The organism is Clostridium sp. Cult3 (assembly GCF_021655115.1).
Lineage (GTDB): Bacteria > Bacillota > Clostridia > Tissierellales > Tepidimicrobiaceae > PPXY01.
This window is the reverse complement of sequence record NZ_PPXY01000011.1, coordinates 1-24,927: the sequence shown is the minus strand read 5'-3', so window position 1 is coordinate 24,927 and position 24,927 is coordinate 1. Positions and strand designations below refer to the sequence as shown.

The following is a 24,927-nucleotide window of genomic DNA, read 5'->3' as shown; positions in this document are numbered from 1 at the left end:
CTAGACCACTCCTCTATCTTTTCAAGTTGTTTACTAGTTGAAGCATTTCATCAGCTGTTTGTATGGTCTTTGAGTTGATTTCATAGGCTCTTTGAGCAGTAATCATCTTCACCATTTCATCTACTACTTGAACATTGGAAGCTTCTAAATAGCCTTGTACTACTCTTCCTTCCATTTCATCAGCCTCAACGGGTATCTCTTCTCCCGAAGCTGGTGTAGCACTATATAGGTTTAGTCCCTCGCTTTGAAGTCCTTCTGGATTGGTAAATTTAACTAATGCAATCCTACCTAAATCCACTATATCACCATATTCATCTACTCCTGTAATATAGCCTAAATCGTCTATGGCTATATCACTAAGACCTGATTCTATGATTATCTCATCATCATCTTCCGATAATACTATATAGCCTTCAGATGTAACTAACATACCTTCTTCATCCTCTACGCTTAGCTTAAAACTTCCATCCCTAGTATATCTAATATCTCCATTTGGCAACTCTACTACGAAGAAACCATCTCCATCAATAGCCAAATCAAAGGTGCCATTGGTCTCGATAAAACTACCATTTCTAAAGTCCTTTTTAGTAGCTGTAGGCATAACTCCATGTCCTACTTCTAAATTTACCGGTCTACCCTCTTCATCTACTATATTATTCCTCTTTAAGTTGGCATAGAACAAATCTTTAAATTCAGCCCTAGATGTCTTGTAGGATGTAGTGTTTACATTGGATAAATTGTTGGAAATAGTATCTATATTAAACTGTTGTGCTCTCATACCTGTAGCGGCAGTCCATAAAGCTCTCATAACTTTCTCCTCCTATACTCTTCCTATTTCATTTGAAGCCTTCTCTAACATCTCATCTTGTACCCTTATGGCCCTTTGTCCAGCCTCAAATTCCCTTAAGAGGGTGATCATCTCTACCATTTCACTTATAGCATTTACATTGGAACCTTCCAACGCCCCTTGAAGTACATCTCCTTCAAAAGGAACCTCTTCTGCTGGTATTTCCTCGCCATTTTCATTTACTTCCATCTGAAATAGATTATCTCCTATTTTCCTCAAAAATTCTTTGTTTTCTATATCTACTATATCTAAAGAACCTACTACATTTCCATCTACTCTTACCACACCATCAGAGTTTATTTCTACCTCTTCCCCATCGATTGCTATTGGACCTCCCGTCCCTAGAACCATCTCTCCTCTTAGGGTAGTAAGATAGCCTTCCTCATTTACTAGGAAGGAGCCATCTCTAGTATAGTAGGTATCCCCTTCTTCACCTTGTATTTTGAAAAAACCTTCTCCTATTAGAGCCAAATCATAGGTACCACCAGTTTCAATCAGATTACCTGGTGAATAATCGGTGGCTATTTTTTTAAACTTAACCCCTGCATTCATGGTCCCTATAACGTGGGAAGGTGGATGGTAGACTATTTCATCAAGCAATCCTTCCAAATTCCCAGCTCCTTGAATAGGATTTCCTGCCCCATCGGTAATATAGTTTTCGTAATCCGTCTTGTACTCACCTTTATCATCTTTATAATACGTCCTTAGATATCCTTCATCGTCAATGATAAATTGAATCTCCTTTACATAGCTATCTTCCCCATAAGGAGTCCTAACTACGAAGTATCCATTTGGAGTTCTAGCCCTATGTACTTCACCAATTTGTTCATAATCTATCTGGTTTTCGCCAGTCCTTCTAACCTTTGGTTTTGTATCCTTTATTCTAGATAGTAACTTTTCCGGAAAACTTTCCGTTAAGGATACATCCTTCTTGTATCCAGTAGTATTTACATTGGCTAAGTTATTAGCCAGAACATCTAATTTTCTTTGATTAGTGGCCAAAGATGTGGCACTAATATATAGCCCTCGGTTCATTTAAATCCCCTTCCTAAGCTAATCCTTTTCCTCATCCAATATTATCGTCATATAAAATGTATACTTTAGTAGTTATTTGTACCTATAGAATCGGAATTAATTAAGTCATTTTCCATTAAATCAACCCAATCCAAAGCTTTCCCCGTACCTATAGCAACAGAGCCAATAGGGTTGTCCGATATATTAACCTCAATTCCCGTCTTAGATGTAATTAACTTGTCCATACCCTGTAGCAAGGCTCCTCCGCCACTCATGAGTATTCCCTTATCTCCTATATCTGCTGCCAATTCTGGAGGCGTCCTCTCCAGTACTGAGTGAATAGTTTCTACTATTTGGTATAGGGGTTCTTCCATGGCTTCTAACATTTCACTAGATGATATGGTGATGGTCTTTGGTAGCCCTGTCAATAGGTTTCTACCTCTAACCTCCATAAACACTTCCTTATCTCTTGGGAATGCTGCTCCTATGTTAACTTTCAAATCCTCTGCCGATCTTTCACCTATCATCATATTGTACTTCTTCCTTATATACCTAGCTACAGCCTCATCACAATCATCTCCAGCAATCTTTATGGAACGGGATAGGACTATGCCTCCTAAGGAAATTACAGCTACATCTGTAGTTCCACCACCTATATCTACTATCATGTTTCCATTAGGCTCAGTAATATCTACTCCTGCACCAATAGCAGCTGCAATAGGCTCCTCTATGAGGAAGGTCTTTCTAGCTCCAGCATGGATACTAGCTTCTAATACTGCTCTTTTTTCTACTTCCGTTACTCCACTAGGTACACATATAACAGCCCTTGGTTTAAAAAGGGATTTGCCAATGGCCTTGGTAAAAAAGTATTTTAGCATCCTCTCAGTAATTTGATAATCGGAAATTACTCCATCTCTCATAGGTCTTAAGGCTACAATATTGCCAGGAGTTCGCCCTAACATCTTTCTAGCCTCTTCTCCTACGGCCAAAAACTTACCATTAGTTTGATCTATGGCAACTACAGAGGGTTCGTTTAATACAATGCCCTTACCCTTGGCGTAAACTAATATGCTTGCCGTTCCTAAATCTATACCCAAATCGGTTCTAAAAAAAGCCATATTTGATTTTCCCCCTTTATCATCTACTATATAATAATATATCACAACATATAAATAATTCTATATAAATCCAAAAATTCCTTCTCCATTATGCAAAATTATCCAAAAAGACCGAAAGGTCCTCAAGGGATATACCCTTAAGAACCTATTTAATCGTTCACAGCTTTGTATTTTAATTTTGTTGCTTTGCCGCCTCTAATATGTCTTTCCGCTTTGTTCTGCTCTAAGACCTGCTTTACCATAGATGCTATAAGAGGGTTTATCTTTGGAAGCCTTTCTGTAACATCTTTATGAACGGTGCTCTTTGAAACACCAAAAACACCTGCTGCTTGGCGGACAGTAGCCTTTTCGCTTATTATGTACTTTGCAATTTCTAATGCCCTTTCCTCTATATAATCCTTCACTTATAGTTAACCCCCTTTGAACTTAATTTTGGGTTTTTAATCTTTGTAAATACTTATGCATATTAACTTTCTATTAGAACAAATATAATCAGTGTAAATGGCTAAATGCTGGCAAAATTTTAGTAGGATCTATATTAATTCCATCTTGGATCACCTCAAAATGAATATGGGGCTCCATCATCATCTCGATGGCAGCTGTTCTACCAACTTTTGATATAGGTTGACCCTGGTTTACCCTTTGACCTTCTCTTACCATATCTTTAGTAGATAGATTAGCATACTTAGTCATTAGGCCTTCCCCATGATCCATTATGATTACTATTCCCCAAAGCTCATCTTCATATACCTCCATTATGGTACCAGATAGAGCTGCATTAACCTGAGTACCTTCATCGGCAAATAGATCTATGCCCTTGTGACTGGTCCATTCTTCTAAAGTATCTGAATAGACTAAGCTATCAGTGGTAAATGTTGCTCCTAACTTTCCCTCTACTGGCAATATCATCTCTACTTTGTCCTTTAACGGTTCTGGTTCTTCATCTGCTACAAAATCTAAATCCTCTTCCATATCCTCATCCTCAGGATTTTCCCCTTCTACTGTATCATCTGCTTCCCCTACTTCCTCTGCTTCTCCTACTTCCCCTACATACTCTTCCCTAAGGTGTTCTTCGGGGATCAATTCTTCCATCCGAGCTATTTCCAGAGAAGGCTCTGAATTCTCTTCATCTACTATGATAAAATCCTCTACCTTTGATAGTTTGTCTTCCTTTGTCTTTTGAACATTGTCTCTAGTGACCATTGTCGCCGTTACTGCCACAATGCATACACAGATAAATAGAATAATATAAAATCCGTCTTTCTCCATTAAATTTATCAATCTATTTCTCATTCCCCCACCTCCATTAGGTATTATTTCCACAAATAACTATTTAATACATGTAGAAATAAAATTTTTTTCAATAAAAAAATCCTGGTTATATAACCAGGATTGGGACGGTGGGGACGGTTCTCAATGTCCCACTAATCTTTCTTTTCAATTGTGCTTTGTGCATCATCCCCAGTGAATTGTCTAATCTCCACCCCTGTGTAGAAATGTTTTAATATTTCTTCATAATCACTGCCTTTTTTCGCCATGCCGTTGGCTCCCCATTGACTCATGCCTACCCCATGGCCATAACCAATAGTCTCTATATCCACTATATTGGTCTTTGGATTATAGGTTATTGTAAAATTAGTTGAATTTAGCTCAAATAAATCCCTTATTTCTCTTCCATTTACTACTGTGCCATCTATAGCCAATTTCTTTATCCTGCCCGATTGGGTTTTCTCCACCAATTTTATCTTTTCCCCTAAATTATCCTTGGTAATATTAGACCCAGGATATTTCATAAGAAGTTTCTTCACGAATTCATCTCCTGTTAAGGTTACTAGTGATTTATATTTGGGTGCCTCTTCCTCATAAGGGCTTACAACCGACTTTAAATAAGGTCTGTCTACTTGAAATACATCTAGAGCGTCTTCTGTCATACCTCCACTGGTAGAATGGTATAAAGGTTCAATTATCTCCCCATCATGGTATAATATCTGACCTTCCGTAGCCCTAACAGCTTCTTCTATTTTAGGCCAGTACTTCTCTTCCCAATCCTTAGCGTGCATAGAATTTAGCTCCTCTAGAGTTAAATAGGCTTGACAATGGATGCCTGTACAAATAGGAGCTTCTATGTGGTCTGGATGGCCTTCAGGAAAACTTAGGCTTCGACTTAATGCATAGGTCCTGCTAGCAATAGCTTGAGCCTTTAAAGCTTCTATATGGAACTCTGCTGGCATCTCAGCTGCCACTACTCCTTTTACATATTCCTCTAGTGCCATAGTTTGAACCTTATCATTTCTAGTATCGTAGATCTTTATATATCCATCAAAAATAATTTCATCTATTTCTAGCTCTCCCTCTTTATTTTTTCCCTCCTTATGAGGTCTCTCAGATTTGGTAGGATTTATATTTAATCTATCTCCTATAGGGACAAATTTAAAGGTTTTAACTATGATAGTTGGAAGAATTATTGTTATTATTAGAACTATCACAGTATATATGCCAAGTTTTTTCATCTCTTCCCCCTCTTTAACTTCAGTATAGAATATAATATGCAAAGGAAAGTGAAATTATAACAATAAAAAAAGAGCGTACTAGACGCTCTACAATTGTGCATTGTCTAAACTCTATATATCTTTGCACCTAATTTGCTAAACTTCTCCTCTATATTGTCATATCCTCTGTCTATATGGTAGATATCGCCAATTTCAGTTATTCCATCGGCAACTAAACCTGCCAACACCAAAGCAGCTCCTGCTCTTAAATCTGTAGCTTTTACTGGTGCTGACATAAGATCGTCTACCCCTTGTATAATGGCAGATCTACCATCTATTTTAATATCCGCTCCCATCCTCTTCAGTTCATCCACATGCATAAAACGATTCTCAAACACCGTCTCTATTACAACACTTGTCCCTTCACAGATACTCATCAATGCCATAAATTGAGCCTGCATATCCGTTGGAAAACCTGGATAAGGCAATGTCTTAATATCTGTGGCCTTTAAATTTTGTGTTCCTATTACCCTAATCTTATCTCCATTTTCATAGACTTCACAGCCTACCTCTCTAAGCTTTGCAATGACCGGCTTAATATGACTAGAGATTACGTTTTCTACTATTACATCCCCTTTAGTTATAGCACTAGCCACCATGAAGGTTCCCGCCTCAATTCTGTCGGGGATAATTGAATGAGTAGCTCCACCTAATTCCTTTACTCCTTTGATCCTAATGCTACTGGTACCAGCACCTTTGATATCAGCACCTAATTTATTTAAAAAGTTAGACAAATCCACTATTTCCGGCTCCATAGCCGCATTATCTATTATGGTTTCCCCTTCAGCCATAACTGCTGCCATCATTATGTTCTCCGTAGCTCCTACACTAGGAAAGTCTAAATATATCCTATCACCAACCAATTTATCGGCATAAGCACCAATATTTCCATGATCCACATCTATCTCAGCTCCTAGAGCTCTAAATCCTTTTAGGTGTAAATCTATAGGTCTAGTTCCAATGGCGCATCCTCCTGGTAAAGATGTCTTAGTCTTGCCTATCCGGGTCAATAATGGCCCCATTACCAAAAAAGAAGCTCTCATCTTACTCATCAGTTCATAGGGAGTTTCATAATTATCTATATTTTTAGAATTGATCTTAATAACTCCTTCATCTAAAAACTCTACCTTTGCTCCTAAACATGTCAATACCTCACAGATTACCTCTACGTCCTTCAATTTAGGTACATCTTCTAAAATTATATCCTCTGTACCCAGTAAAGATGCTGCCAAAATTGGCAATGCAGAATTCTTAGCACCACTAACCCTTACATTTCCTTTTAATGGAGGACTTTTTTCCACCATTATTTTATCCAAATGAATCCCCTCCTACTTCTAATAACCAATAGTAATAATAGGTGTTCCTATCCAAATATAATTTTTGTTTTCATATTCATTATTCCTTACTACAATATTTAAATTCATCTTTTTCCTACCTGTATATATATGTTCTTCTATATAGGGGGTAAATATGGAGAAACTCAATACTTCCTCATCCCTATACTTTTCTACTACTTTTCCTTTACAAGCTTTGGTAGCCCTAAGGATATCTTTTTCCCTTTGTTCCAATTTAATATCATCATCAAAGGTTCCAACAATACAAGTAGTAATATTGGCAGGCTTGTTATATTTTTGAAAAATTTTTTCTACCCTATCTATTATATCATTAATTTCAACAAATTGCTCCCTTTTTATTAAATTTATGAACAGAGAGGTTTCACTATAGTCTCTATCTTCATATGAGGACAATGTAAAGGTTATCTGATTTTGATGGTCATCGTAGCCTTGGACTATTAATTGGATAAAGCCTTCATCTTCCACTAATTCCTCCCAATAATATCCCTTTACATCTACATCTCCTTTTATCTTGTTAATTTCTAACTCCCTACTGATTTCATCTCCGATATCCTCCAAATACTCTTTTCCTACAAAGTTATCTAGAATAACACCACCTATATCTACATCCCCTTCTACAAAATCTGCTCCCAATTCGTCAAGGATTCCCATCAATAAATCCCTTTCTTCTACATTTTCCTGAGATCTGCTACATACTGGAATAGATAAAGAAATAATAATACCTAATAATAATAGATGTTTTAAACTTTTCATACCCTTCCCTCCTAGGCCTTAAGGCCAACTTTTAGTTGTGAATTGTACAAAGGAAGGGTATCATAATAAAAATGTAAAGGGGGACAAAACATTTTTATCATAAAAAAATACCCTTTCCTTATGATAAAAGTATTGCCAAGAAAGGGTACTTTTTATACCTTATTGGTTAAATTTTTCATCGTCAAATTTTTTTAGATTTGCCACTTCTAGCCTATTTAATGCACGCCTTAAGGCTAGCTCAGCCCTATCTATATCAAGGCCTTCTGGCTTTTCCTTTAGACGTTTTTCAGCTCTTAATTTTGCTTCTTCTGCTCTTTTAACGTCTATTTCTCCAGGCCATTCAGCAGAATCGGTAATGACGGTGGTAGAATCCTTATCTACACTTATATATCCATTTACAGCTGCTGCTATTCTTTCCTCTTCACCTTGTAATATCCTAATCTTCCCAATGGCCAAAGGTGTAACAATTGGTGCTCTATTCTTTAGTATAGCTAGATCTCCTTCTATTCCACGTACTATTATTCTATCTACTTCACCGGAGAAGAATTCTCTTTCTGGAGTAACTATTTTAAGCATAAAACCCATGAATTATCCCTCCATCTTTTTAGCTTTTTCCAATACTTCATCGATAGTTCCTACCATGAAGAAGGCTTGCTCAGGGACATCATCATGTTTTCCGTCTAATATCTCCTTGAAACCTCTTACGGTTTCCTTAATAGGTACATATTTCCCTTCCATTCCCGTAAACTGTTCTGCTACGGAGAAGGGTTGAGATAGGAATCTTTGAATCTTTCTTGCCCGAGCTACTGTTAATTTGTCCTCGTCAGAAAGTTCGTCTATTCCAAGGATAGCTATTATATCTTGAAGATCTTTGTATCTCTGTAATACCTCTTGAACTCCTCTAGCTACCTCATAATGTTCATTCCCCACTACTTCTGGGTCTAAAATTCTTGATGTAGAATCCAATGGATCTACTGCTGGATATATACCTAATTCAGCTATTTGCCTAGATAGTACTGTAGTAGCATCTAAGTGGGCAAAAGTAGTAGCTGGTGCTGGGTCTGTCAAGTCGTCAGCAGGTACATATACAGCTTGCACGGAAGTAATGGATCCTTTCTTAGTAGAGGTAATCCTCTCTTGAAGAGCACCCATTTCCGTTGCTAATGTAGGCTGATAACCTACTGCTGAAGGCATCCTGCCTAGAAGGGCAGAAACTTCTGACCCGGCTTGGGTAAATCTAAATATATTGTCAATAAACAGTAGTACGTCTTGACCTTCTACATCCCTAAAGTACTCTGCCATAGTAAGACCTGTAAGCCCAACCCTCATCCTGGCTCCAGGAGGCTCATTCATCTGACCAAATACTAGAGCAGTCTTGTCTATTACTCCAGATTCAATCATCTCGTAGTAAAGGTCATTTCCCTCTCTGGTACGCTCTCCTACTCCAGCAAATACGGAAAGCCCACCATGTTGAATTGCTATATTGTTGATAAGTTCCATTATCAAAACGGTTTTACCTACTCCAGCCCCGCCGAATAGTCCTATCTTACCACCTTTTGAATAAGGGGCAATTAAGTCTACAACCTTGATACCGGTTTCAAATATCTCCCTAGATGTTTCCTGTTCCTCAAAGGATGGTGCAGCCCTATGGATAGGTGCAGTTTGCTTAACCTTTACTTCGCCCTTTTCATCTATAGGCTCACCTAATACGTTAAATAGTCTTCCTAAAGTTTCATCCCCAACAGGCACTGCTATAGGTTCACCTGTATCCACACCTTCCATACCTCTTACAAGTCCATCGGTAGAACCCATGGATACACATCTTACGGTATCATCACCAATATGTTGTGCTACCTCTACAACTAATCTTTCTCCATGATTATCTATTTCAATAGCATTTAACAACTCTGGTAAATTTTCTTCACTAAATCGGATATCTACTACGGGGCCAATTATCTGAACTATTTTGCCTATGTTCTTTTCCATATCCCCACTCCTTTCTCTGTTACTCAAGAGCTTCAGCACCTGAAACAATTTCCGAAATTTCTGCAGTAATGGCAGCTTGACGAGCTCTATTAAAGCTTAGTTGTAGCTCATCTATCATCTCTTCTGCATTTTCTGTTGCCGATTCCATAGCCGTTCGCCTGGCTCCTTGTTGACTACTAGAAGATTCTATCAACGCCCCATATATGACGGATTCTATATATTTTGGAATCAAGTAGTCTAAAACCTCCTCTGGGGAAGGTTCAAATTCTACTACAGATCCTTTTTGGCTTACGCCCTCTCTCATCTCTTCACTTGGTAGTAGTTTCAACTTCTTTACCTGTTGGGATATAGTAGTAACAAATTCAGTATATACGATATATACTTCATCTATCTCTTTCTCTTCAAACATATCCATTGCTATCTTGCCTATATCCTGGGCATGGGAAAAGGTAGGATTCTCCGTCATACCTACAAATTCCCCAGCTACATTATATCCTCTTCCCTTGAAATATTCTCTACCTTTTAAACCAACTAGTATTAGTTGAGTATTTTCCTTCTTATCTCTTATTTCATGTTCTACACTTCTAATTACATTGGAATTAAATCCTCCCGCCAAACCTCGATCGGCAGTGATTACTATATATAGGGAGTTTTCCACATCCCTTACATCTAAATAGGGATGTTTAATATTCCCCGTTTGGCCAAGAACCTGCTTAATATTATCATAGACCGTATTGTAATAGGGCCTAGACCTTGCCATCTTTTCCCTTGCCTTTCTAAGCTTAGCAGAGGATACTAATTCCATAGCCTTCGTTATCTGTCTAGTATTAGATATTCCTCGTATTCGCCTTTTAATATCTCGTGTTGATTCCGCCAATTAATCCACCCCCAATTTAAGGGAATATTAAATACTCTTTTTGAATTCCGTAACAGCTTCAATTATTTTTTGTTCCGTTTCCTCTGTCAAGTCCTTAGTCTCTTTAATAGAGTCAACTATTTCAGGGAAATTGTTGTCTACAAAGTTTAAGAACTCTCTCTCAAATTGGCTAATTTGGTCCACTGGTATATCCGATAGGTATCTGTTTAATACAGTGTAAAGGATTATAACCTGATGTTCTACCCTTACCGGCTTATATTGAGGTTGTTTTAATATTTCCATTATTCTTTCCCCTTGGGCCAGTCTTTCCCTAGTATCCTTATCCAGTTCTGAACCAAATTGAGCAAAGGCTGCTAAGTCTCTATATTGGGCTAGTTCAAGCTTTAAGCTTCCTGCTACCTTCTTCATAGCCTTGATCTGAGCAGCTCCTCCAACTCTGGATACGGAAAGTCCAGTGTTTATAGCTGGTCTTTGGCCAGCAAAGAATAGATCCGTCTCCAAGAATATTTGACCATCGGTTATGGATATAACATTAGTTGGAATATATGCGGAGATATCTCCTGCCAAAGTCTCTATAATAGGCAGCGCTGTAATACTACCTCCTCCATATTTTTCATCCAATCTTGCAGATCTTTCCAACAATCTTGAGTGAAGATAGAATACATCTCCTGGAAAAGCTTCCCTTCCTGGTGGACGTCTTAATAATAAAGACATAGCCCTATAGGCAATAGCGTGCTTAGACAAATCGTCATACACTATAAGTACATCCTTGCCATTATCCATAAACTCTTCTCCCATACTGACTCCAGCATAAGGAGCAATATATTGTAATGGCGCCAATTCACTAGCTGTAGCTGAAACTACAATAGTGTAGTCCATGGCTCCTTGTTTTTCCAATACATCTACTATTTGCGCTACTGTAGATTGTTTTTGGCCAATAGCTACATATATACATATTACATCCTGACCTTTTTGATTTATTATGGTATCTACTGCTATAGCAGTTTTACCCGTCTGTCTATCTCCAATGATAAGCTCCCTTTGGCCTCGGCCTATGGGGAACATGGAGTCAATGGATTTTATACCGGTTTGCAAAGGTTGGTCTACGGATTTTCTAGTAATAACCCCAGGGGCTATTCTCTCTATAGGTCTAAATTTAGTAGCATTAATAGGTCCTTTACCATCTATTGGCTGACCTAAGGCATTAACTACCCTACCTATCATTACATCTCCTACGGGGACCTCTACTATTCTATCGGTTTTTTTAACTATATCCCCTTCCTTAATGCCCTTATCTGATCCTAAAAGTACACAACCTACATTATCTTCTTCTAGGTTTAGGGCCATCCCATATACTTCTCCAGGGAATTCAATCAGCTCTCCAGCCATACAGCCTTCCAGTCCATGAACCCTGGCAATACCATCTCCTACTTGAATGACAGTACCTACATCTACCATATCAAGCTTTTTTTCGTATTTTTTTATCTGTTCCTTTATAACTGAACTAATTTCTTCTGGTCTTAACTCCATTTTATCACCCCAGCTTTCCTATAATGATACGTTCTTTATGGCTTTTTCCATCGATTCTAGCTGTCCTTTTACGGTTCCATCTATGATCTTGTTTTCTACCTTTAGTAGTACTCCTCCTATTATGTCCTTATCTACGATATTTCTTAATCTTATTGTTTTATTTATTTTGTTGCCAAGGACTACTGCTAATCTATCTTGTGCTTTTCTATCCATGGGTACTGCCGTTATAGCAGTAACTTCTACAATATTCTTATGTTCATTAAACAACTCATTAAATTGATCAGATATTTCCATCAAATTTCCTTCTCGTCTTTTATCTACTATGATATATAAGAAGTTTAGCATCTCTTGGGATACTTTTTCCCCAAAAATACTTGATAGTAGATCCTTTTTTTCATCCTTTGAAATCTTTGGATGGGATAGTATCTTCTGAATTTGCGGCTCCACATTTAATACATGGGCTATAACCTGCAAATCCTCTTTAAATACATCTAATTTGTTTAACTCTAAACCAGCTTCAAATAAGGCATAGGCGTATCTTTTGCTAACTAATTTTGCCATTCTCTTGTACCTACCTCATCGACAAATTGGTTGATTAAATCCTGTTGCTTTGCCATGTCTATATTTTGTTCTACTATTTTTGATGCAATTAAAACCGCCATTTCTCCTGCCTGCATCTGTACATCTAGCATAGCCTTTTCCTTTTCTACTTGTATTTCCCTTCTTGCCTTTTCTATTATATTGTTTGCTTCTTCTTTAGCTTCAAGGATTATATCTTCCCTTACTTCTTCTCCACGCTTTCTGCCTTGTTCTACTATGCCTTGAGATTCCTTCTTGGCTTCTTGAATTCTATTTTCGTATTGTTCCTTCAAGGCCAAAGCTTCTTCTTTAGAGGTTTTAGCTTCGTCAATATTTTTTTGAATATTATCTTGTCTATCTCTTAAGGCTTTTGAAACTGGTTTGTATAGTAGTTTTCTAAGTCCAAATAGCAATACTAAAAATGCTAATAGTGTCAAGATCATGGACATGAAATCTGGTATGACGTTTACATTTATATCCATTATGAAACCTCCTTTTCATAAGGCCCTTCTTAATTTAGGAGCCCTGAGGGCCCCTGGATGTGATTATAGTCCTAAATTTACATATGCTGATAATAATGGTCTAACGAATAGTAGTATTATAGCTATTAATAAACTATAGATACCAGTTGTCTCAGCTACCGCTTGACCTAAAAGCATGGTTCTAGTAATATCTGCTGCTGCTTCTGGTTGTCTACCTACTGCCTCAGCACCTGCTGCTGCTGCACGGCCTTGACCAATTCCAGGTCCTAAACCTGCTATCATTGCAATACCTGCTCCTATTGCTGAACACCCTAATATAAAAGCTTCACTAGTTATTCCTTGTAACATTTTATTTCCTCCTCCCAAATTTTAAAAAGTTAGTCTAAATTGCCACCTATAAATACCATGGTTAGCATGGTAAATATAAAGCTTTGTAATACTCCTGAAAACAAATCAAAATAAGCATGAAATGGTGGCGCAATTAACGGCGCCAAAAATCCTACAGCACTATAAAACAATGTCATAATCAATCCCCCTGCCAATATGTTTCCAAATAGACGGAAGGACAGGGACACTGGGTTAGCCAACTCTCCTATAACATTAAGGGGAGTTAAAAGAGCTATAGGTTCGGTGAACCCCTTTAAGTATCCTATGAAACCATTGTTTTTCAAACCATAGTACTGTGTCAATGTAAAGGTGATCAATGCCAATGTAAGGGTTACACTATAATCTGATGTAGGCGGTGTAAGACCTATTAAACCAATTAGATTGGCAAACAACAAAAATGTCATGAGAGTAAATATATAAGGTCCAAACCTTATGTGTTTCTCTCCCATAGTATCACCAATTAGATTGTTTATCATCTCTACATACATCTCAATCACATTTAAGAAATTTGAAGGTTTTTCGTCAACGCTTGCCTGTTTCACTTTTCGATTTACAACTGCAGCAAATATTAATAGTGCGATAACTATGATCCAAACATTTACAATAGTTTCCGGTATTATAAAAGATTTACCAAACATATTTACTGTAAATTCTATTGTCAAATTCTCATCAACCTCCTTTCCAAAATCTCTAATTAATAGTATAACAAATTTCTCAAAGGTGATTAAGGATTATTGAAATTTATCTTTAAAATAATCAATAATTGCAAAGGATGTGATTACCATCTTTACCATAAGAAGCCCTATAGCTACCGTAAGAAAGCTTAGATAATCGGCTAAAGCTCCTATGATTAATACTATAGCATATATGAAATATCTTATAAAATACTGACGTACTGAATAACCATAGGCCCTTGAAGGTTTCATAGTTACCGCCTTTTCAGCGGATTTTTCCATTAGTTTAAATGTTAGTATGCTAATAGAAGTTCCAAATATATATCCTAGTATATAAGGTTTTGGCTCTTTAATTCCTATAAGCATTATGCCGATAATTATAAGGCCTAATACGGCAGTTCTTTTAATTATTATAGTTACTATATTTTCATCACCAAACATGCTGTCACTTCCCATAGCATTACTTTTTATCGATAAATTTAAACAAATTTAAAAAACCAGCCCCAGCTCCTATTACTATGAATGTTAATGTAAAAATCATTTCTGTCTTTAGTTTTTTATCCAATAATCCACCTAAATATACCCCTAATAATATAGGAGTTATAATGGATAAACCTATTTGAGTTATAAGAGCTAAATTCTTATACATATTCTTGTTATTCTTTTTTTTCAAACCAAACACTCCTAGGCCGATTAACCATTTAATATTATAGTACGTTAATGCATAAGTCCATAATATACATAATATAAATATACATAATATCTCAAAATATTGCAAATGTTTTATTAAGAAATTTATGGATTATTATTGCATTAATCCATGTCTATTTAACCTAAAGGAGTCCTTGTTAACAAGGACTCCAATCTATTTAAACTTCCATCTTTGTTAATTCCTCTGATATTATCAATTCCGCTTCTGTGGCTTTTTGTACTTCTTCTATTGTATACTCTGGATTTATCTCTTTAAGTACCAAACCTTCTTCAGTGATTTCCATAACTCCCATTTCGGTAATTATCATATTTACTTGTTTTGCTGCAGTTAGAGGTAGATTACATTTTTTAAGTATTTTGTGATTTCCTTTTACCGTATGTTCCATGGCGATGATTACCTTTTTAGCTCCTACTACTAAGTCCATAGCGCCACCCATACCTGGAACCATCTTGCCTGGTATCATCCAGTTGGCTAGATTTCCCTCCTGATCTACCTGTAGCGCTCCAAGAACTGTTACATCAACATGACCACCACGGATTATCCCAAAGGATGTAGCTGAGTCAAAAAATGCTCCTCCAGGTAGTATAGTTACATATTGACCTCCAGCATTTACTATATCCTTGTCCTCTTTTCCTTCTTCAGGAGCTGGTCCTAAGCCTATGAAACCGTTTTCTGATTGGAATAAAATATTTACCCCTTCGGGTACATAATTAGCTACAGCCGTAGGTAGGCCTATACCTAAATTTACAACATCACCATCTTCTAATTCACGGGCAACTCTTTTAGCTATGAATTGTTTCATTTGGTTTCTATCCATTAATGGTCACCTCCAACTACTATATAGTCTACAAACAAACCTGGAGTAACTACATTATTAGGATCTATCTCTCCCACTTCTACTAAATTTTCTGCCTCAACTATTACCATATCAGCTGCTGTTGCCATCAAAGTATTGAAATTCCTTGTAGCCCCTCTGTAGACTATATTACCATTCTTATCTACCTTGTGTCCCAGGATCAAAGCTACATCGGCTCTCAAGGGCAATTCTAGTAGATAGGTCTTCCCATCTACTTCTACCTTCTCTTTTCCTTCTTCTACAACGGTGCCTAATCCTGTAGGAGTTAGAAAACCTCCTAGTCCTGCCCCTCCAGCTCTAATTTGCTCAGCTAAAGTTCCCTGAGGCACTAAAACCACTTCCATCTCCCCAGAATTCATCTGGTTGCCTGTTTCCCTATTGGTTCCAATATGGGAAGCAATGAGCTTTTTAATCTGTTTGTTTACTACCAATTTTCCTACGCCAAAATCTTCAAATCCTGAGTCGTTGCAGATTAGTGTTAGATTCTTGATGCCCTTTTCTACCAATGCATCTACTAGTTTGTGGGGAGTACCACATCCTAAAAATCCACCAACCATAATGGTCATGCCGTCTTCAATATGATTGATGGCCTCATCAATACTTACAAGTTTAGCCACAAAACCACCTCCGAGTTTTTTCAGTCCACATTCCTTAATCTGTCATTGTGAACAACAATTGTCGGTGCTTGTCATAATTTTATCAAAGTTTTCATGATTAATCAACATAAATTTGCTTCTATTAAATTAAATATGGGACAGGAACCGTCCCCAGTGTCCCATTATCTTTCAACGATTAAGGATATGCCTTGGCCTCCGCCTATACATAGGGTTGCTAGGCCAGTTTTAGCATCCCTTTTGTCCATTTCATGGAGGAGGGTTACCAATATCCTAGCTCCTGATGCACCTATAGGGTGTCCTAGAGCTATAGCGCCACCATTTACATTGAGCTTTTCTAGATCTAAATTTAATTCTTTGGCTACCGATAGGGATTGAGATGCAAAAGCTTCGTTTCCTTCTATTAAATCTATGTCTTCTACGGCCATTCCTGCCTTTTCCAAAGCTTTCTTAGTAGCAGGTATTGGTCCCGTCCCCATTAAACTTGGATCTACTCCTGCTGCTGCATAAGCTTTAATAGTAGCTAAAGGTTTAATCCCTAATTCCTCCGCTTTATCCTTAGACATGATGACTAAAGCAGCTGCCCCATCATTTATACCCGAAGCATTACCTGCTGTTACTGTCCCGTCTTTTTTGAAGGCAGGTCTAAGCTTTCCTAAGGCTTCTATAGTAGAGCCAAATCGTGGATGCTCATCGGTGTCAATTATTATTGGGTCTCCCTTCCTCTGAGGTACTTCTACTGAAACTATTTCATCTTTAAACCTACCACCCTTTATAGCCTTCTCCGCCCTTTGTTGACTAGTCAATGCAAATTCATCTTGTTCTTCTCTAGTCAAATTATATTTTTCTACTAAATTTTCTGCAGTAATTCCCATGTGATAATCGTTAAATATATCCCAAAGTCCATCTTTTATCATATAATCCTCTAATACCCCATCTCCCATTCTTTGACCCCATCGAGCCTTTTTCAATAGATATGGAGCTTGAGACATATTTTCCGTACCTCCAGCTACTATTATATCCCCTTCTCCAACCATAATGGATTGGGCTGCCAAAGTTACTGCTTTAAGTCCTGAACCACAAACCTTGTTTACGGTATGAGAAGGTACTTCTACAGGAATTCCAGAATGGATAGATACTTGTCTGGCTACGTTTTGCCCTAATCCAGCTTGTAGTACATTGCCAAATATGACTTCGTCTACCATATTGGGTTCTATATTGGCTCTTTTCAAAGCTTCCTTAACGGCTATAGTCCCTAAATTTACTGCTGACACATCTTTTAGGCTTCCTCCAAAGGCACCAATAGGTGTCCTAACTGCAGATACGATAACTACTTCTCTCATATTAATAAACCTCCCTTTTATTATTCAGATGATTTTGTATTCTTCTGCTATAATATAGAAGCAATATTCATGCCAACTTAATTACGATTTATAATTATCTATTACAGTCAGCTTAATTACACATTTAGGAAGGTTAATTATTTTTCCAAGCTCCTTTTGTTTCTACATAAATAAAAGAAGTGTAGAAATATATCTACACTTGAACTTCGTTAAACCTTAGATTATCCTCAGTTTTCAATGGTTATAAAATCTTTATGACAAAAATACTTTCTTTATTATTGTATACTTTAAGCTACACTATACAGCCTATTGTAGACCCTAGGCTACAGTTACAGATCTAATCCATATCTATTTATCTTCTTATATAGGGCCGTTCGATGGATACCTAATCTTTCCGCTGCTAAAGTTTTGTTCCCCTTGGTCTTAGCTATTGCATTGATAATAGCCTCCTTTTCTGCTTCAGCTACTACCTCTTGTAGTGGATATATTTCATCTTCTCTGTCTACTTTCCTATCTACATTCATTAGAATTCGCTCTGGTAGATGTTTAGGCAATATGGTGTTTCCTGAGGATAGATTGATGCCCCTCTCCAGTACATTTCTAAGCTCTCTTACATTACCAGGCCAGTGATATTCCTTTAAGATGCTTAGGGTATTAGGGGATAGGCTTTTCTTCTGGGTGTCTAACTCCTGGGTCAAATACTCTAGTAGGCTTTCTGCAATTAGGGGAATATCCCCTATTCTATCTCTTAAAGGAGGTATATCTATGGTTATTACATTTAATCGATAGTATAAGTCCTCCCTAAACTTCCCTTTTTTTACTGCTTCTTCTATGTTCTCATTAGTGGCAGCGATTATCCTAGCATCTAGGAGGATTTTTTTAGTGCCTCCTACCCGTTCAAACTTTCTCTCTTCTAGGACTCGCAATAGTTTAGCTTGCATTTCCAAAGACATATTGCCTATTTCATCTAAAAATATGGTGCCACCATTGGCCAATTCAAATTTTCCTGGTTTGCCGCCTTTCCTAGCTCCTGTAAAAGCTCCCCCTTCGTATCCAAATAATTCCGATTCCAATAGCTCCTTAGGTATGGCTGCACAGTTTATAGGTATGAAAGATTCTACTTTTCTATAGCTAGCTTTGTGAATAGCCTGGGCGAACATCTCTTTTCCAGTTCCCGATTCCCCAAGTATCAATACGGTAGAATTAGATTCGGCGGCTTTTCTACTCAGTTTTTTTAGATACTCCATCTTAGGATCTTGGGTTATGATACTATCAAAAGAATATCTATTGTCTTGTAGCCTTTCTAGCTCCCCTTTATATTCGTTTATCTTGTTTTCCAATTGGATCAATTCCCGGGCCAATTCCTTTACCTCACTAGCATCCCTAAATAGGACAGTACCTACCCCACCTATTACCTTGCCATCTCTTATGATGGGAACTCGATTGGTAATCATATCATAGCCTTGAATCCTCTGAACATGCCTAAGCTCCTTTTTCCCGGTTTTGACTACTATATGCATTCTAGTGTTTTCTATTACATCCTGAACGGGTTTCCCTAGAGCATCTTCCTCTTTTATGCCCATGAGCTTTTCATAGTTCATCTTTACTACTTTGCCTTCTCCATCCACTAATACAAAGCCTTCATAGGCATATTCTAATATATCCTCTATATTGTCTAAACTGGTCTTTAATTCTTTTAATTGGGTTCTAGAATCTTTGATCTCCGTTATATCCTTTAGTATGAATACATGGGCTAGAAGTCTATCCTCTTTTATATAGGGAATAGACTTTATCAATAGATGAGTACCTTCAAAATACTTTTCTTCATCCTCTGTATCCTTTATAGAAATGAAAAATTTCCGCAATCTATCGTTTTCAATAAAATAGGGAAAAGCTTGGGATTCGAACTGTTTTCGATCTATATTGACTAGTTTTAAAAAGGCAAGATTTCCATACATAACCTTGCCCTTGTCGTCTATTATCAATATGCCATCTTCTATGGAATCTAACAAAAATTTTAACAATGCCTCTTCTTCAACATCAAAATCCATGGAATCCCTCCTAAATTGTAGATTTTCCATGCTCTAGGATTATATCCACGATCCTCTCCGATGCCTTTCCATCTCCATAGGGATTTACTGCGTTAGCCATCTTATGGTATTCCTCTTTTTGGGATAATAGTATATCTAGTTCCTTATAGATGCTGTCATAGTTTGTACCTACTAATTTAGCAGTACCAGCTTCTATTCCTTCTGGTCTTTCCGTCTCCTCCCTTACTACCAATACAGGTTTTCCTAAGCTAGGAGCTTCTTCTTGTAATCCACCTGAGTCTGTAACTACTATGTAGGATTTAGCCATTAGATTAGTAAAGGGTTCATAGTCTAGAGGTTCTATGATATGGATCCTTTCGTTGTCACCAAATACTCTATAAGCTATATCCCTCACCTTAGGATTTAAGTGGATGGGAAATACCACTTCTACATCATCGTATTTTGTGACTACATCCTTTACCGCTGAAAATATATTCTCCATAGGTTTTCCTATATTCTCCCTTCTGTGGGAAGTAAGTAGGATTACCCTTTGGTTTTGGTAGTCTATATGGTTAAGATTGGATTGGCTAAATTCATAATCCTCCTGGATTACATAGTGAAGGGCATCTATGACGGTATTTCCTGTGATAAATATCTTATCATCAGAATAACCCTCCCCTAGAAGGTTTTGCCTATTGTTTTCCGTAGGGGCAAAGTGAAAATCCGTAAGGATACCTGTAAGTTTCCTATTTGCCTCTTCTGGATAAGGAGAGTAGATATTTCCCGATCTAAGGCCTGCTTCTACATGGCCAATCTTTACCTTTTGGTAAAAGGCTGCCAAAGCTCCAGAAAACACAGTGGTAGTATCCCCTTGAACCAATAGTACATCAGGTTTGGTTTCCACAATGACCTTTTCCAATCCTTCCAATGCCCTTTTGGTTATCTCTGTTAGACTTTGGCCTGGTTTAAATATGTTCAAATCATAGTCTGGTTTTATATTAAATAGGTTCAACACCTGATCTAGCATCTGTCTGTGCTGAGCTGTTATACATATGATATTTTCAATTTCTTCGGTCTTTTCCATGGTCTTTATAATGGGAGCCATCTTTATTCCTTCAGGTCTTGTCCCAAATACTGTCAAAACTTTAATCTTACTCATTTTCGTCCTCCTTTTTAGAACTATAAAGCCCCATCTTCCCCGCTAACAATATGGTAATTATAAATACTATTATAGCCATGGTAACTGCCCTCTTGCTATTGGCTTTGGCTATCAAAACAGCACACAATCCAAATATTGCACTGATAGCATATAATATAAGCACGGTCTTTTTCTGAGAATATCCCATTTTCAACAATCTATGATGAAGATGACCTTTGTCCGCTTCTGCTATGGACTTACCGTTTAGCAACCGTCTAAATATAGCAAAGGTAGTATCGAATATAGGGACTCCTAAGATTATTATAGGAACTACTACTGCAATAGTAGCTACGGATTTCATAACTCCCTCTATAGACAAACTGGCCAGCATAAATCCTAAGAACAACGCTCCTGTATCCCCCATAAAAATCTTAGCTGGATTAAAATTATATGGTAAAAATCCCAAACAGCCACCTGCTATTATTGCAGACATAATCATTACCGGTATATAGTTAAACTTGCCAGCTACGAATAAAAAGGATAGACTGGCTATCATGGCTACTCCTGCAGCCAAACCATCTAGTCCGTCAATTAAGTTTAATGTGTTGGTAATCCCTACCACCCAAAATATGGTTATAGGTATGGAAAAAATGCCTAGTTCAATTAATTTACTAGTCTTGGTAAAGGGATTGGTTATGGCATCGATTTTCACATCTCCAAGGATCAGTACTATAGCTGCAATTATTTGAAATACTAATTTTGCTCTAGGGCTTAAGTCCTTTATATCATCTATTATTCCTGAAATGCATATTATACTTCCTCCAATGATGATGGATATGAGAGTTTTATCGATTGGAAGAAAGAGCAGAGAGGTAACAATAACGGATATATACAAGGCTAAGCCTCCCATCAGAGGCATGGACTTTTTATGTACTCTTCTTTCATCTTTTGGAATGTCTATTGCACCAACTTTAACTGCGATTTTTTTGACTATAGGGGTCATAGATAATGATAAAGCTACTGATATAATAAATGGCATAATAATATTTCCCATCCTGTTTCGCTCCTTTTATGATGTTCTGATAAGATTTTATATTAGAATGGTGAATAAGTCAATTCTTACAAAAATATTATATAGAAAAAAATCCCTCCATTTGGAAGATCCTTTATTTTTATATTTATATTTTAAGATAATCGGTTTATTATATATAATAAAAAAATACGTCATAGTTTTGTGACCAGTCCCGACATATTTGGAAAGAACGCCACATAATCCTACTTATTGAAACTAATAAAATTGGGCGACTTGTTGTCGCCCTACGTTTGCCCTATTCTATTTAGTTCCGAACAATCTATCTCCTGCATCCCCTAGACCTGGAACTATATAAGCATGTTCATCTAATTTCTCATCGATGCTTGCTACATATATATCCACATCAGGATGGGCTTTTTGTACTGCATCTATTCCTTCTGGAGCTGCAATTAGGCAAACCAGCTTTATGGAATTAGAACCCTTATCCTTTAAGAATTCAATGGCTGCTGTTGCTGACCCACCAGTAGCTAACATTGGATCCAATACTATCAGCTCCCTTTCTTCAATATCATAAGGTAGCTTGCAATAGTATTCTACTGGCTTTAAGGTTTCTGGATCCCTATACAAGCCTACATGGCCAACTTTAGCAGCAGGAAGTAAATTCAACATCCCATCTACCATACCTAGACCAGCTCTTAGTATAGGAATCAATCCCAATTTTTTCCCTGAGATGATCTGAGCTTTGGTGGTTGTAATAGGAGTTTCTACCTCTATCTCCTCCAAAGGCAAATCTCGAGTAACTTCATAGGCCATAAGCATGGATACTTCCTTTACCAGTTCCCTAAATTCCTTGGAACCTGTATCTTTATCCCTGATAAATGTGAGCTTGTGCTTGATTAGTGGATGATCTAAAACTATAACTTTCCCCATGTCTAAGACTCCTTTCTTTGTTAGGTCTATGGGATATACCCAAAGTCCATTTTAATTTCTATTAATTAAACTTCCTGAGTGATTATATCACATTTAAGCTTCTATATCAGAAATTTTATTTATTCTTCTTTCATGTCTCCCGCCTTGAAACTCTGCCTTTAGCCAGGTAGACACAATTTCAATAGCTAAATCTTTCCCAACAACTCTTCCACCTAGGGCTAAAATATTAGCATCATTGTGCTCCCTACTCATTCGTGCAGAATAGGTATCGCTACATAGGGCACATCTAATTCCACGTACCTTGTTACAGCTGATGGATATTCCAATTCCAGTGCCACATATGGCTATACCCTTGTCTACTTCTCCTGAAATGACGGCTTTAGAAAGTTTCAATCCATAGTCAGGATAATCTACGGAATCGAAAGAATCGGTACCATAATCTATATACTCAATTTCCTGTTGTTCTAAATATTCCTTTATATATTCCTTTAGTTCATACCCACCATGGTCACTACCTATACCTATTTTCATCGATTAAACCCTCCCTTATAAATAATTTCTTCTAATGCATCTTTGATCTCCTCTTTAGTATGTCTATAGACATCTATTCCCCTACCAAAGGGGTCTAGTATATCTTCCTCTAATCCATAGGCGTATTCCTTCAATGTAAATACCTTTCCCTCAATAAAATCATACTTTGATAGCAAAGCTTCTTTATGGGATTTAGACATAGTAAGGATTAAGTCTGATTCTTCTACTAGATCCCTATGGATCATATTGGCCCTATGATGGCTTATATTTATGCCTTCCTCCCTCAGCACCTGAACAGCTTCTCTAGAAACACTTTGTCCATCTAATGCAAATACTCCTGCTGATCTCACCACTATATCTAAATCCTTTTTCCTAGCCATGTCCTCTAACAGACCTTGAGCCATAGGACTTCTACAAGTGTTGCCAGTACAAACAAAAAGTATATTCACATTTCTCTCTCCTTATACCTTTATAATATTCCCTCCAGCGGCTTTTTTCATCCTATTCATGATGGCAGTGCCTATGCCTTCTAAATCCACTGCCTCTGCAAGGATTATATCTATATCCTCTTCATCAAATAACCTTAGAGTGTTAAATAGATTGTGGGCTATAGTCTCCTTGTTCTTTCGACTGCCTAGAGATATTACAATTCCCTTTTGATATTGGTCCTTGGTTTCCTCAGTAGCCATAATTCCTACCTTTTTTCCCAAGCTTATATATCTATTAGCATATTCATCTATGATCTTTACTATATTATCCACTGAACCAACAAACAGATACATCTCTGCCTTAGGAGCATAGTGTTTGTATTTTTGTCCCGGAGATTTAGGTACTATATCCTTATCCTCCCGGATAAGACTCGGATCCTCTTCCACTTGAGGAAGTTCCTCCCTTAGTTCCTCTATTGTTACACCACCAGGTCGTAGTATTAAAGGTCTATCCCCAGATAAATCCAGTACCGTAGACTCTACCCCTATCCCTGTCCTTCCTCCATCTAATATAATATGAACTTTTCCATTTAAATCCTCCATCACATGACTAGCCAATGTAGGACTAGGTTTACCAGAAGTATTGGCACTAGGAGCAGCTAAAGGTACTCCACTAGCCCTAATCAACTCTAGAGCTATGGGATGGTTAGGCATCCTTATAGCCACTGTATCAAGTCCTGCAGTAATACTATAGGGAACTAGATTGCTTCTTTTAAATAATATAGTCAATGGCCCTGGCCAAAACCTTTTCATCAACCTTTGGGCTGTTTCTGGAATGGACTCTACCAAAGGTACTATCTGTTTAACATTGGCTACATGAAGTATTAAGGGGTTATCCTGAGGACGTCCCTTAGCTATAAATATATTCTTTACCGCTTCCTCATCTAATCCATTGGCCCCCAGTCCATATACGGTTTCCGTTGGAAAAGCCACTAGCCCACCAGATTTAATTATACCAGCCCCTTTGTCCATTAGGGGTTTTTCTGGATTTGTTGCATCTACTTTAATCATCATTGTTTTTATTTCTTTCATAATTCCCCTTCTTCTCTGCTTTTATTTCCTCATTATATTATACATTATTTTAGTCATTATTAAAAAAAT

General features: G+C 37.4%; 28 protein-coding genes. All 28 read right to left on the bottom strand.

Annotated elements, in window-relative coordinates; translation table 11 throughout:
- Positions 1–13 precede the first annotated feature (13 nt).
- The 28 genes from flgG to C3E88_RS02440 all read right to left on the bottom strand — a co-directional run bounded on the left by flgG (position 14) and on the right by C3E88_RS02440 (position 24,849).
- Positions 14–808 (bottom strand): flagellar basal-body rod protein FlgG, encoded by a 795-nt coding sequence (gene flgG / locus C3E88_RS02575; protein WP_236908485.1) that lies wholly within the window; start codon positions 806–808, stop codon positions 14–16.
- 12 nt (positions 809–820) lie between these two features.
- A complete protein-coding gene (locus tag C3E88_RS02570) occupies positions 821–1,882 on the bottom strand; it encodes a flagellar hook-basal body protein (protein ID WP_236908484.1) in 1,062 nt (353 codons plus the stop codon).
- Between the two features lie 65 nt (positions 1,883–1,947).
- Positions 1,948–2,979 carry a rod shape-determining protein gene (locus C3E88_RS02565; protein WP_236908483.1) on the bottom strand — a complete coding sequence of 344 codons (1,032 nt, stop codon included), beginning with the start codon at positions 2,977–2,979 and terminating at the stop codon, positions 1,948–1,950.
- Between the two features lie 149 nt (positions 2,980–3,128).
- The gene (gene spoIIID, locus C3E88_RS02560; RefSeq protein ID WP_236908482.1) at positions 3,129–3,383 is read right to left on the bottom strand and encodes a sporulation transcriptional regulator SpoIIID; all 255 of its coding nucleotides are present in this window, start codon (positions 3,381–3,383) and stop codon (positions 3,129–3,131) included.
- A gap of 88 nt (positions 3,384–3,471) precedes the next feature.
- Positions 3,472–4,272: a M23 family metallopeptidase gene (locus tag C3E88_RS02555; protein WP_236908481.1), complete on the bottom strand. Its 801-nt coding sequence runs from the start codon at positions 4,270–4,272 to the stop codon at positions 3,472–3,474.
- Positions 4,273–4,403: 131 nt separating this feature from the next.
- On the bottom strand, positions 4,404–5,489 hold the full coding sequence (spoIID, locus tag C3E88_RS02550) for a stage II sporulation protein D (protein ID WP_236908480.1): 1,086 nt from the start codon (positions 5,487–5,489) through the stop codon (positions 4,404–4,406).
- Positions 5,490–5,593: 104 nt separating this feature from the next.
- Positions 5,594–6,844 (bottom strand): UDP-N-acetylglucosamine 1-carboxyvinyltransferase, encoded by a 1,251-nt coding sequence (gene murA, locus C3E88_RS02545; protein ID WP_236908479.1) that lies wholly within the window; start codon positions 6,842–6,844, stop codon positions 5,594–5,596.
- An 18-nt stretch (positions 6,845–6,862) separates the two neighbouring features.
- On the bottom strand, positions 6,863–7,636 hold the full coding sequence (locus C3E88_RS02540; RefSeq protein ID WP_236908478.1) for a YwmB family TATA-box binding protein: 774 nt from the start codon (positions 7,634–7,636) through the stop codon (positions 6,863–6,865).
- Between the two features lie 159 nt (positions 7,637–7,795).
- Positions 7,796–8,221 carry an ATP synthase F1 subunit epsilon gene (gene atpC, locus C3E88_RS02535; protein WP_236908477.1) on the bottom strand — a complete coding sequence of 142 codons (426 nt, stop codon included), beginning with the start codon at positions 8,219–8,221 and terminating at the stop codon, positions 7,796–7,798.
- Between the two features lie 3 nt (positions 8,222–8,224).
- The gene (atpD, locus tag C3E88_RS02530; protein ID WP_236908476.1) at positions 8,225–9,622 is read right to left on the bottom strand and encodes a F0F1 ATP synthase subunit beta; all 1,398 of its coding nucleotides are present in this window, start codon (positions 9,620–9,622) and stop codon (positions 8,225–8,227) included.
- 19 nt (positions 9,623–9,641) lie between these two features.
- A complete protein-coding gene (gene atpG / locus C3E88_RS02525) occupies positions 9,642–10,499 on the bottom strand; it encodes an ATP synthase F1 subunit gamma (RefSeq protein ID WP_236908475.1) in 858 nt (285 codons plus the stop codon).
- Between the two features lie 27 nt (positions 10,500–10,526).
- A complete protein-coding gene (atpA, locus tag C3E88_RS02520; RefSeq protein ID WP_236908474.1) occupies positions 10,527–12,029 on the bottom strand; it encodes a F0F1 ATP synthase subunit alpha in 1,503 nt (500 codons plus the stop codon).
- Positions 12,030–12,047: 18 nt separating this feature from the next.
- A complete protein-coding gene (locus tag C3E88_RS02515) occupies positions 12,048–12,590 on the bottom strand; it encodes a F0F1 ATP synthase subunit delta (RefSeq protein WP_236908473.1) in 543 nt (180 codons plus the stop codon).
- Positions 12,578–13,090 carry a F0F1 ATP synthase subunit B gene (gene atpF, locus C3E88_RS02510; protein WP_236908472.1) on the bottom strand — a complete coding sequence of 171 codons (513 nt, stop codon included), beginning with the start codon at positions 13,088–13,090 and terminating at the stop codon, positions 12,578–12,580. Before atpF ends, C3E88_RS02515 begins: the two co-directional genes overlap by 13 nt.
- Positions 13,091–13,153: 63 nt before the next feature.
- A complete protein-coding gene (gene atpE / locus C3E88_RS02505) occupies positions 13,154–13,438 on the bottom strand; it encodes an ATP synthase F0 subunit C (protein ID WP_236908471.1) in 285 nt (94 codons plus the stop codon).
- Between the two features lie 29 nt (positions 13,439–13,467).
- On the bottom strand, positions 13,468–14,139 hold the full coding sequence (gene atpB, locus C3E88_RS02500) for a F0F1 ATP synthase subunit A (protein ID WP_236908470.1): 672 nt from the start codon (positions 14,137–14,139) through the stop codon (positions 13,468–13,470).
- 69 nt (positions 14,140–14,208) lie between these two features.
- Positions 14,209–14,592 carry an ATP synthase subunit I gene (locus C3E88_RS02495; protein WP_236908469.1) on the bottom strand — a complete coding sequence of 128 codons (384 nt, stop codon included), beginning with the start codon at positions 14,590–14,592 and terminating at the stop codon, positions 14,209–14,211.
- Positions 14,593–14,611: 19 nt separating this feature from the next.
- Entirely contained in the window at positions 14,612–14,824 is a 213-nt protein-coding gene (locus C3E88_RS02490) for an AtpZ/AtpI family protein (protein WP_236908468.1), read from the bottom strand.
- Positions 14,825–15,020: 196 nt separating this feature from the next.
- Positions 15,021–15,680: a CoA transferase subunit B gene (locus C3E88_RS02485; protein ID WP_236908467.1), complete on the bottom strand. Its 660-nt coding sequence runs from the start codon at positions 15,678–15,680 to the stop codon at positions 15,021–15,023.
- Positions 15,680–16,336, bottom strand: a complete 657-nt coding sequence (gene atoD, locus C3E88_RS02480; RefSeq protein ID WP_336513054.1) for an acetate CoA-transferase subunit alpha — start codon at positions 16,334–16,336, stop codon at positions 15,680–15,682. The genes C3E88_RS02485 and atoD overlap by 1 nt, the downstream gene beginning before the upstream one ends.
- A 161-nt stretch (positions 16,337–16,497) precedes the next feature.
- Entirely contained in the window at positions 16,498–17,676 is a 1,179-nt protein-coding gene (locus C3E88_RS02475) for an acetyl-CoA C-acetyltransferase (protein WP_236908466.1), read from the bottom strand.
- Positions 17,677–18,005: 329 nt separating this feature from the next.
- Positions 18,006–19,727, bottom strand: coding sequence for a sigma 54-interacting transcriptional regulator (locus C3E88_RS02470; protein WP_236908465.1), 1,722 nt, complete (start codon positions 19,725–19,727; stop codon positions 18,006–18,008).
- A gap of 10 nt (positions 19,728–19,737) precedes the next feature.
- Entirely contained in the window at positions 19,738–20,865 is a 1,128-nt protein-coding gene (gene wecB / locus C3E88_RS02465; RefSeq protein ID WP_236908464.1) for a non-hydrolyzing UDP-N-acetylglucosamine 2-epimerase, read from the bottom strand.
- A complete protein-coding gene (locus tag C3E88_RS02460; RefSeq protein WP_236908463.1) occupies positions 20,858–21,898 on the bottom strand; it encodes a glycosyltransferase family 4 protein in 1,041 nt (346 codons plus the stop codon). The genes wecB and C3E88_RS02460 overlap by 8 nt, the downstream gene beginning before the upstream one ends.
- 279 nt (positions 21,899–22,177) lie before the next feature.
- Entirely contained in the window at positions 22,178–22,807 is a 630-nt protein-coding gene (gene upp / locus C3E88_RS02455; protein ID WP_236908462.1) for a uracil phosphoribosyltransferase, read from the bottom strand.
- A 93-nt stretch (positions 22,808–22,900) separates the two neighbouring features.
- Positions 22,901–23,338: a ribose 5-phosphate isomerase B gene (gene rpiB, locus C3E88_RS02450; protein ID WP_236908461.1), complete on the bottom strand. Its 438-nt coding sequence runs from the start codon at positions 23,336–23,338 to the stop codon at positions 22,901–22,903.
- Positions 23,335–23,787 carry a low molecular weight protein arginine phosphatase gene (locus C3E88_RS02445; protein WP_236908460.1) on the bottom strand — a complete coding sequence of 151 codons (453 nt, stop codon included), beginning with the start codon at positions 23,785–23,787 and terminating at the stop codon, positions 23,335–23,337. Before C3E88_RS02445 ends, rpiB begins: the two co-directional genes overlap by 4 nt.
- 12 nt (positions 23,788–23,799) lie before the next feature.
- Positions 23,800–24,849 (bottom strand): L-threonylcarbamoyladenylate synthase, encoded by a 1,050-nt coding sequence (locus tag C3E88_RS02440; protein WP_236908501.1) that lies wholly within the window; start codon positions 24,847–24,849, stop codon positions 23,800–23,802.
- Between the last annotated feature and the right edge of the window lie 78 nt (positions 24,850–24,927).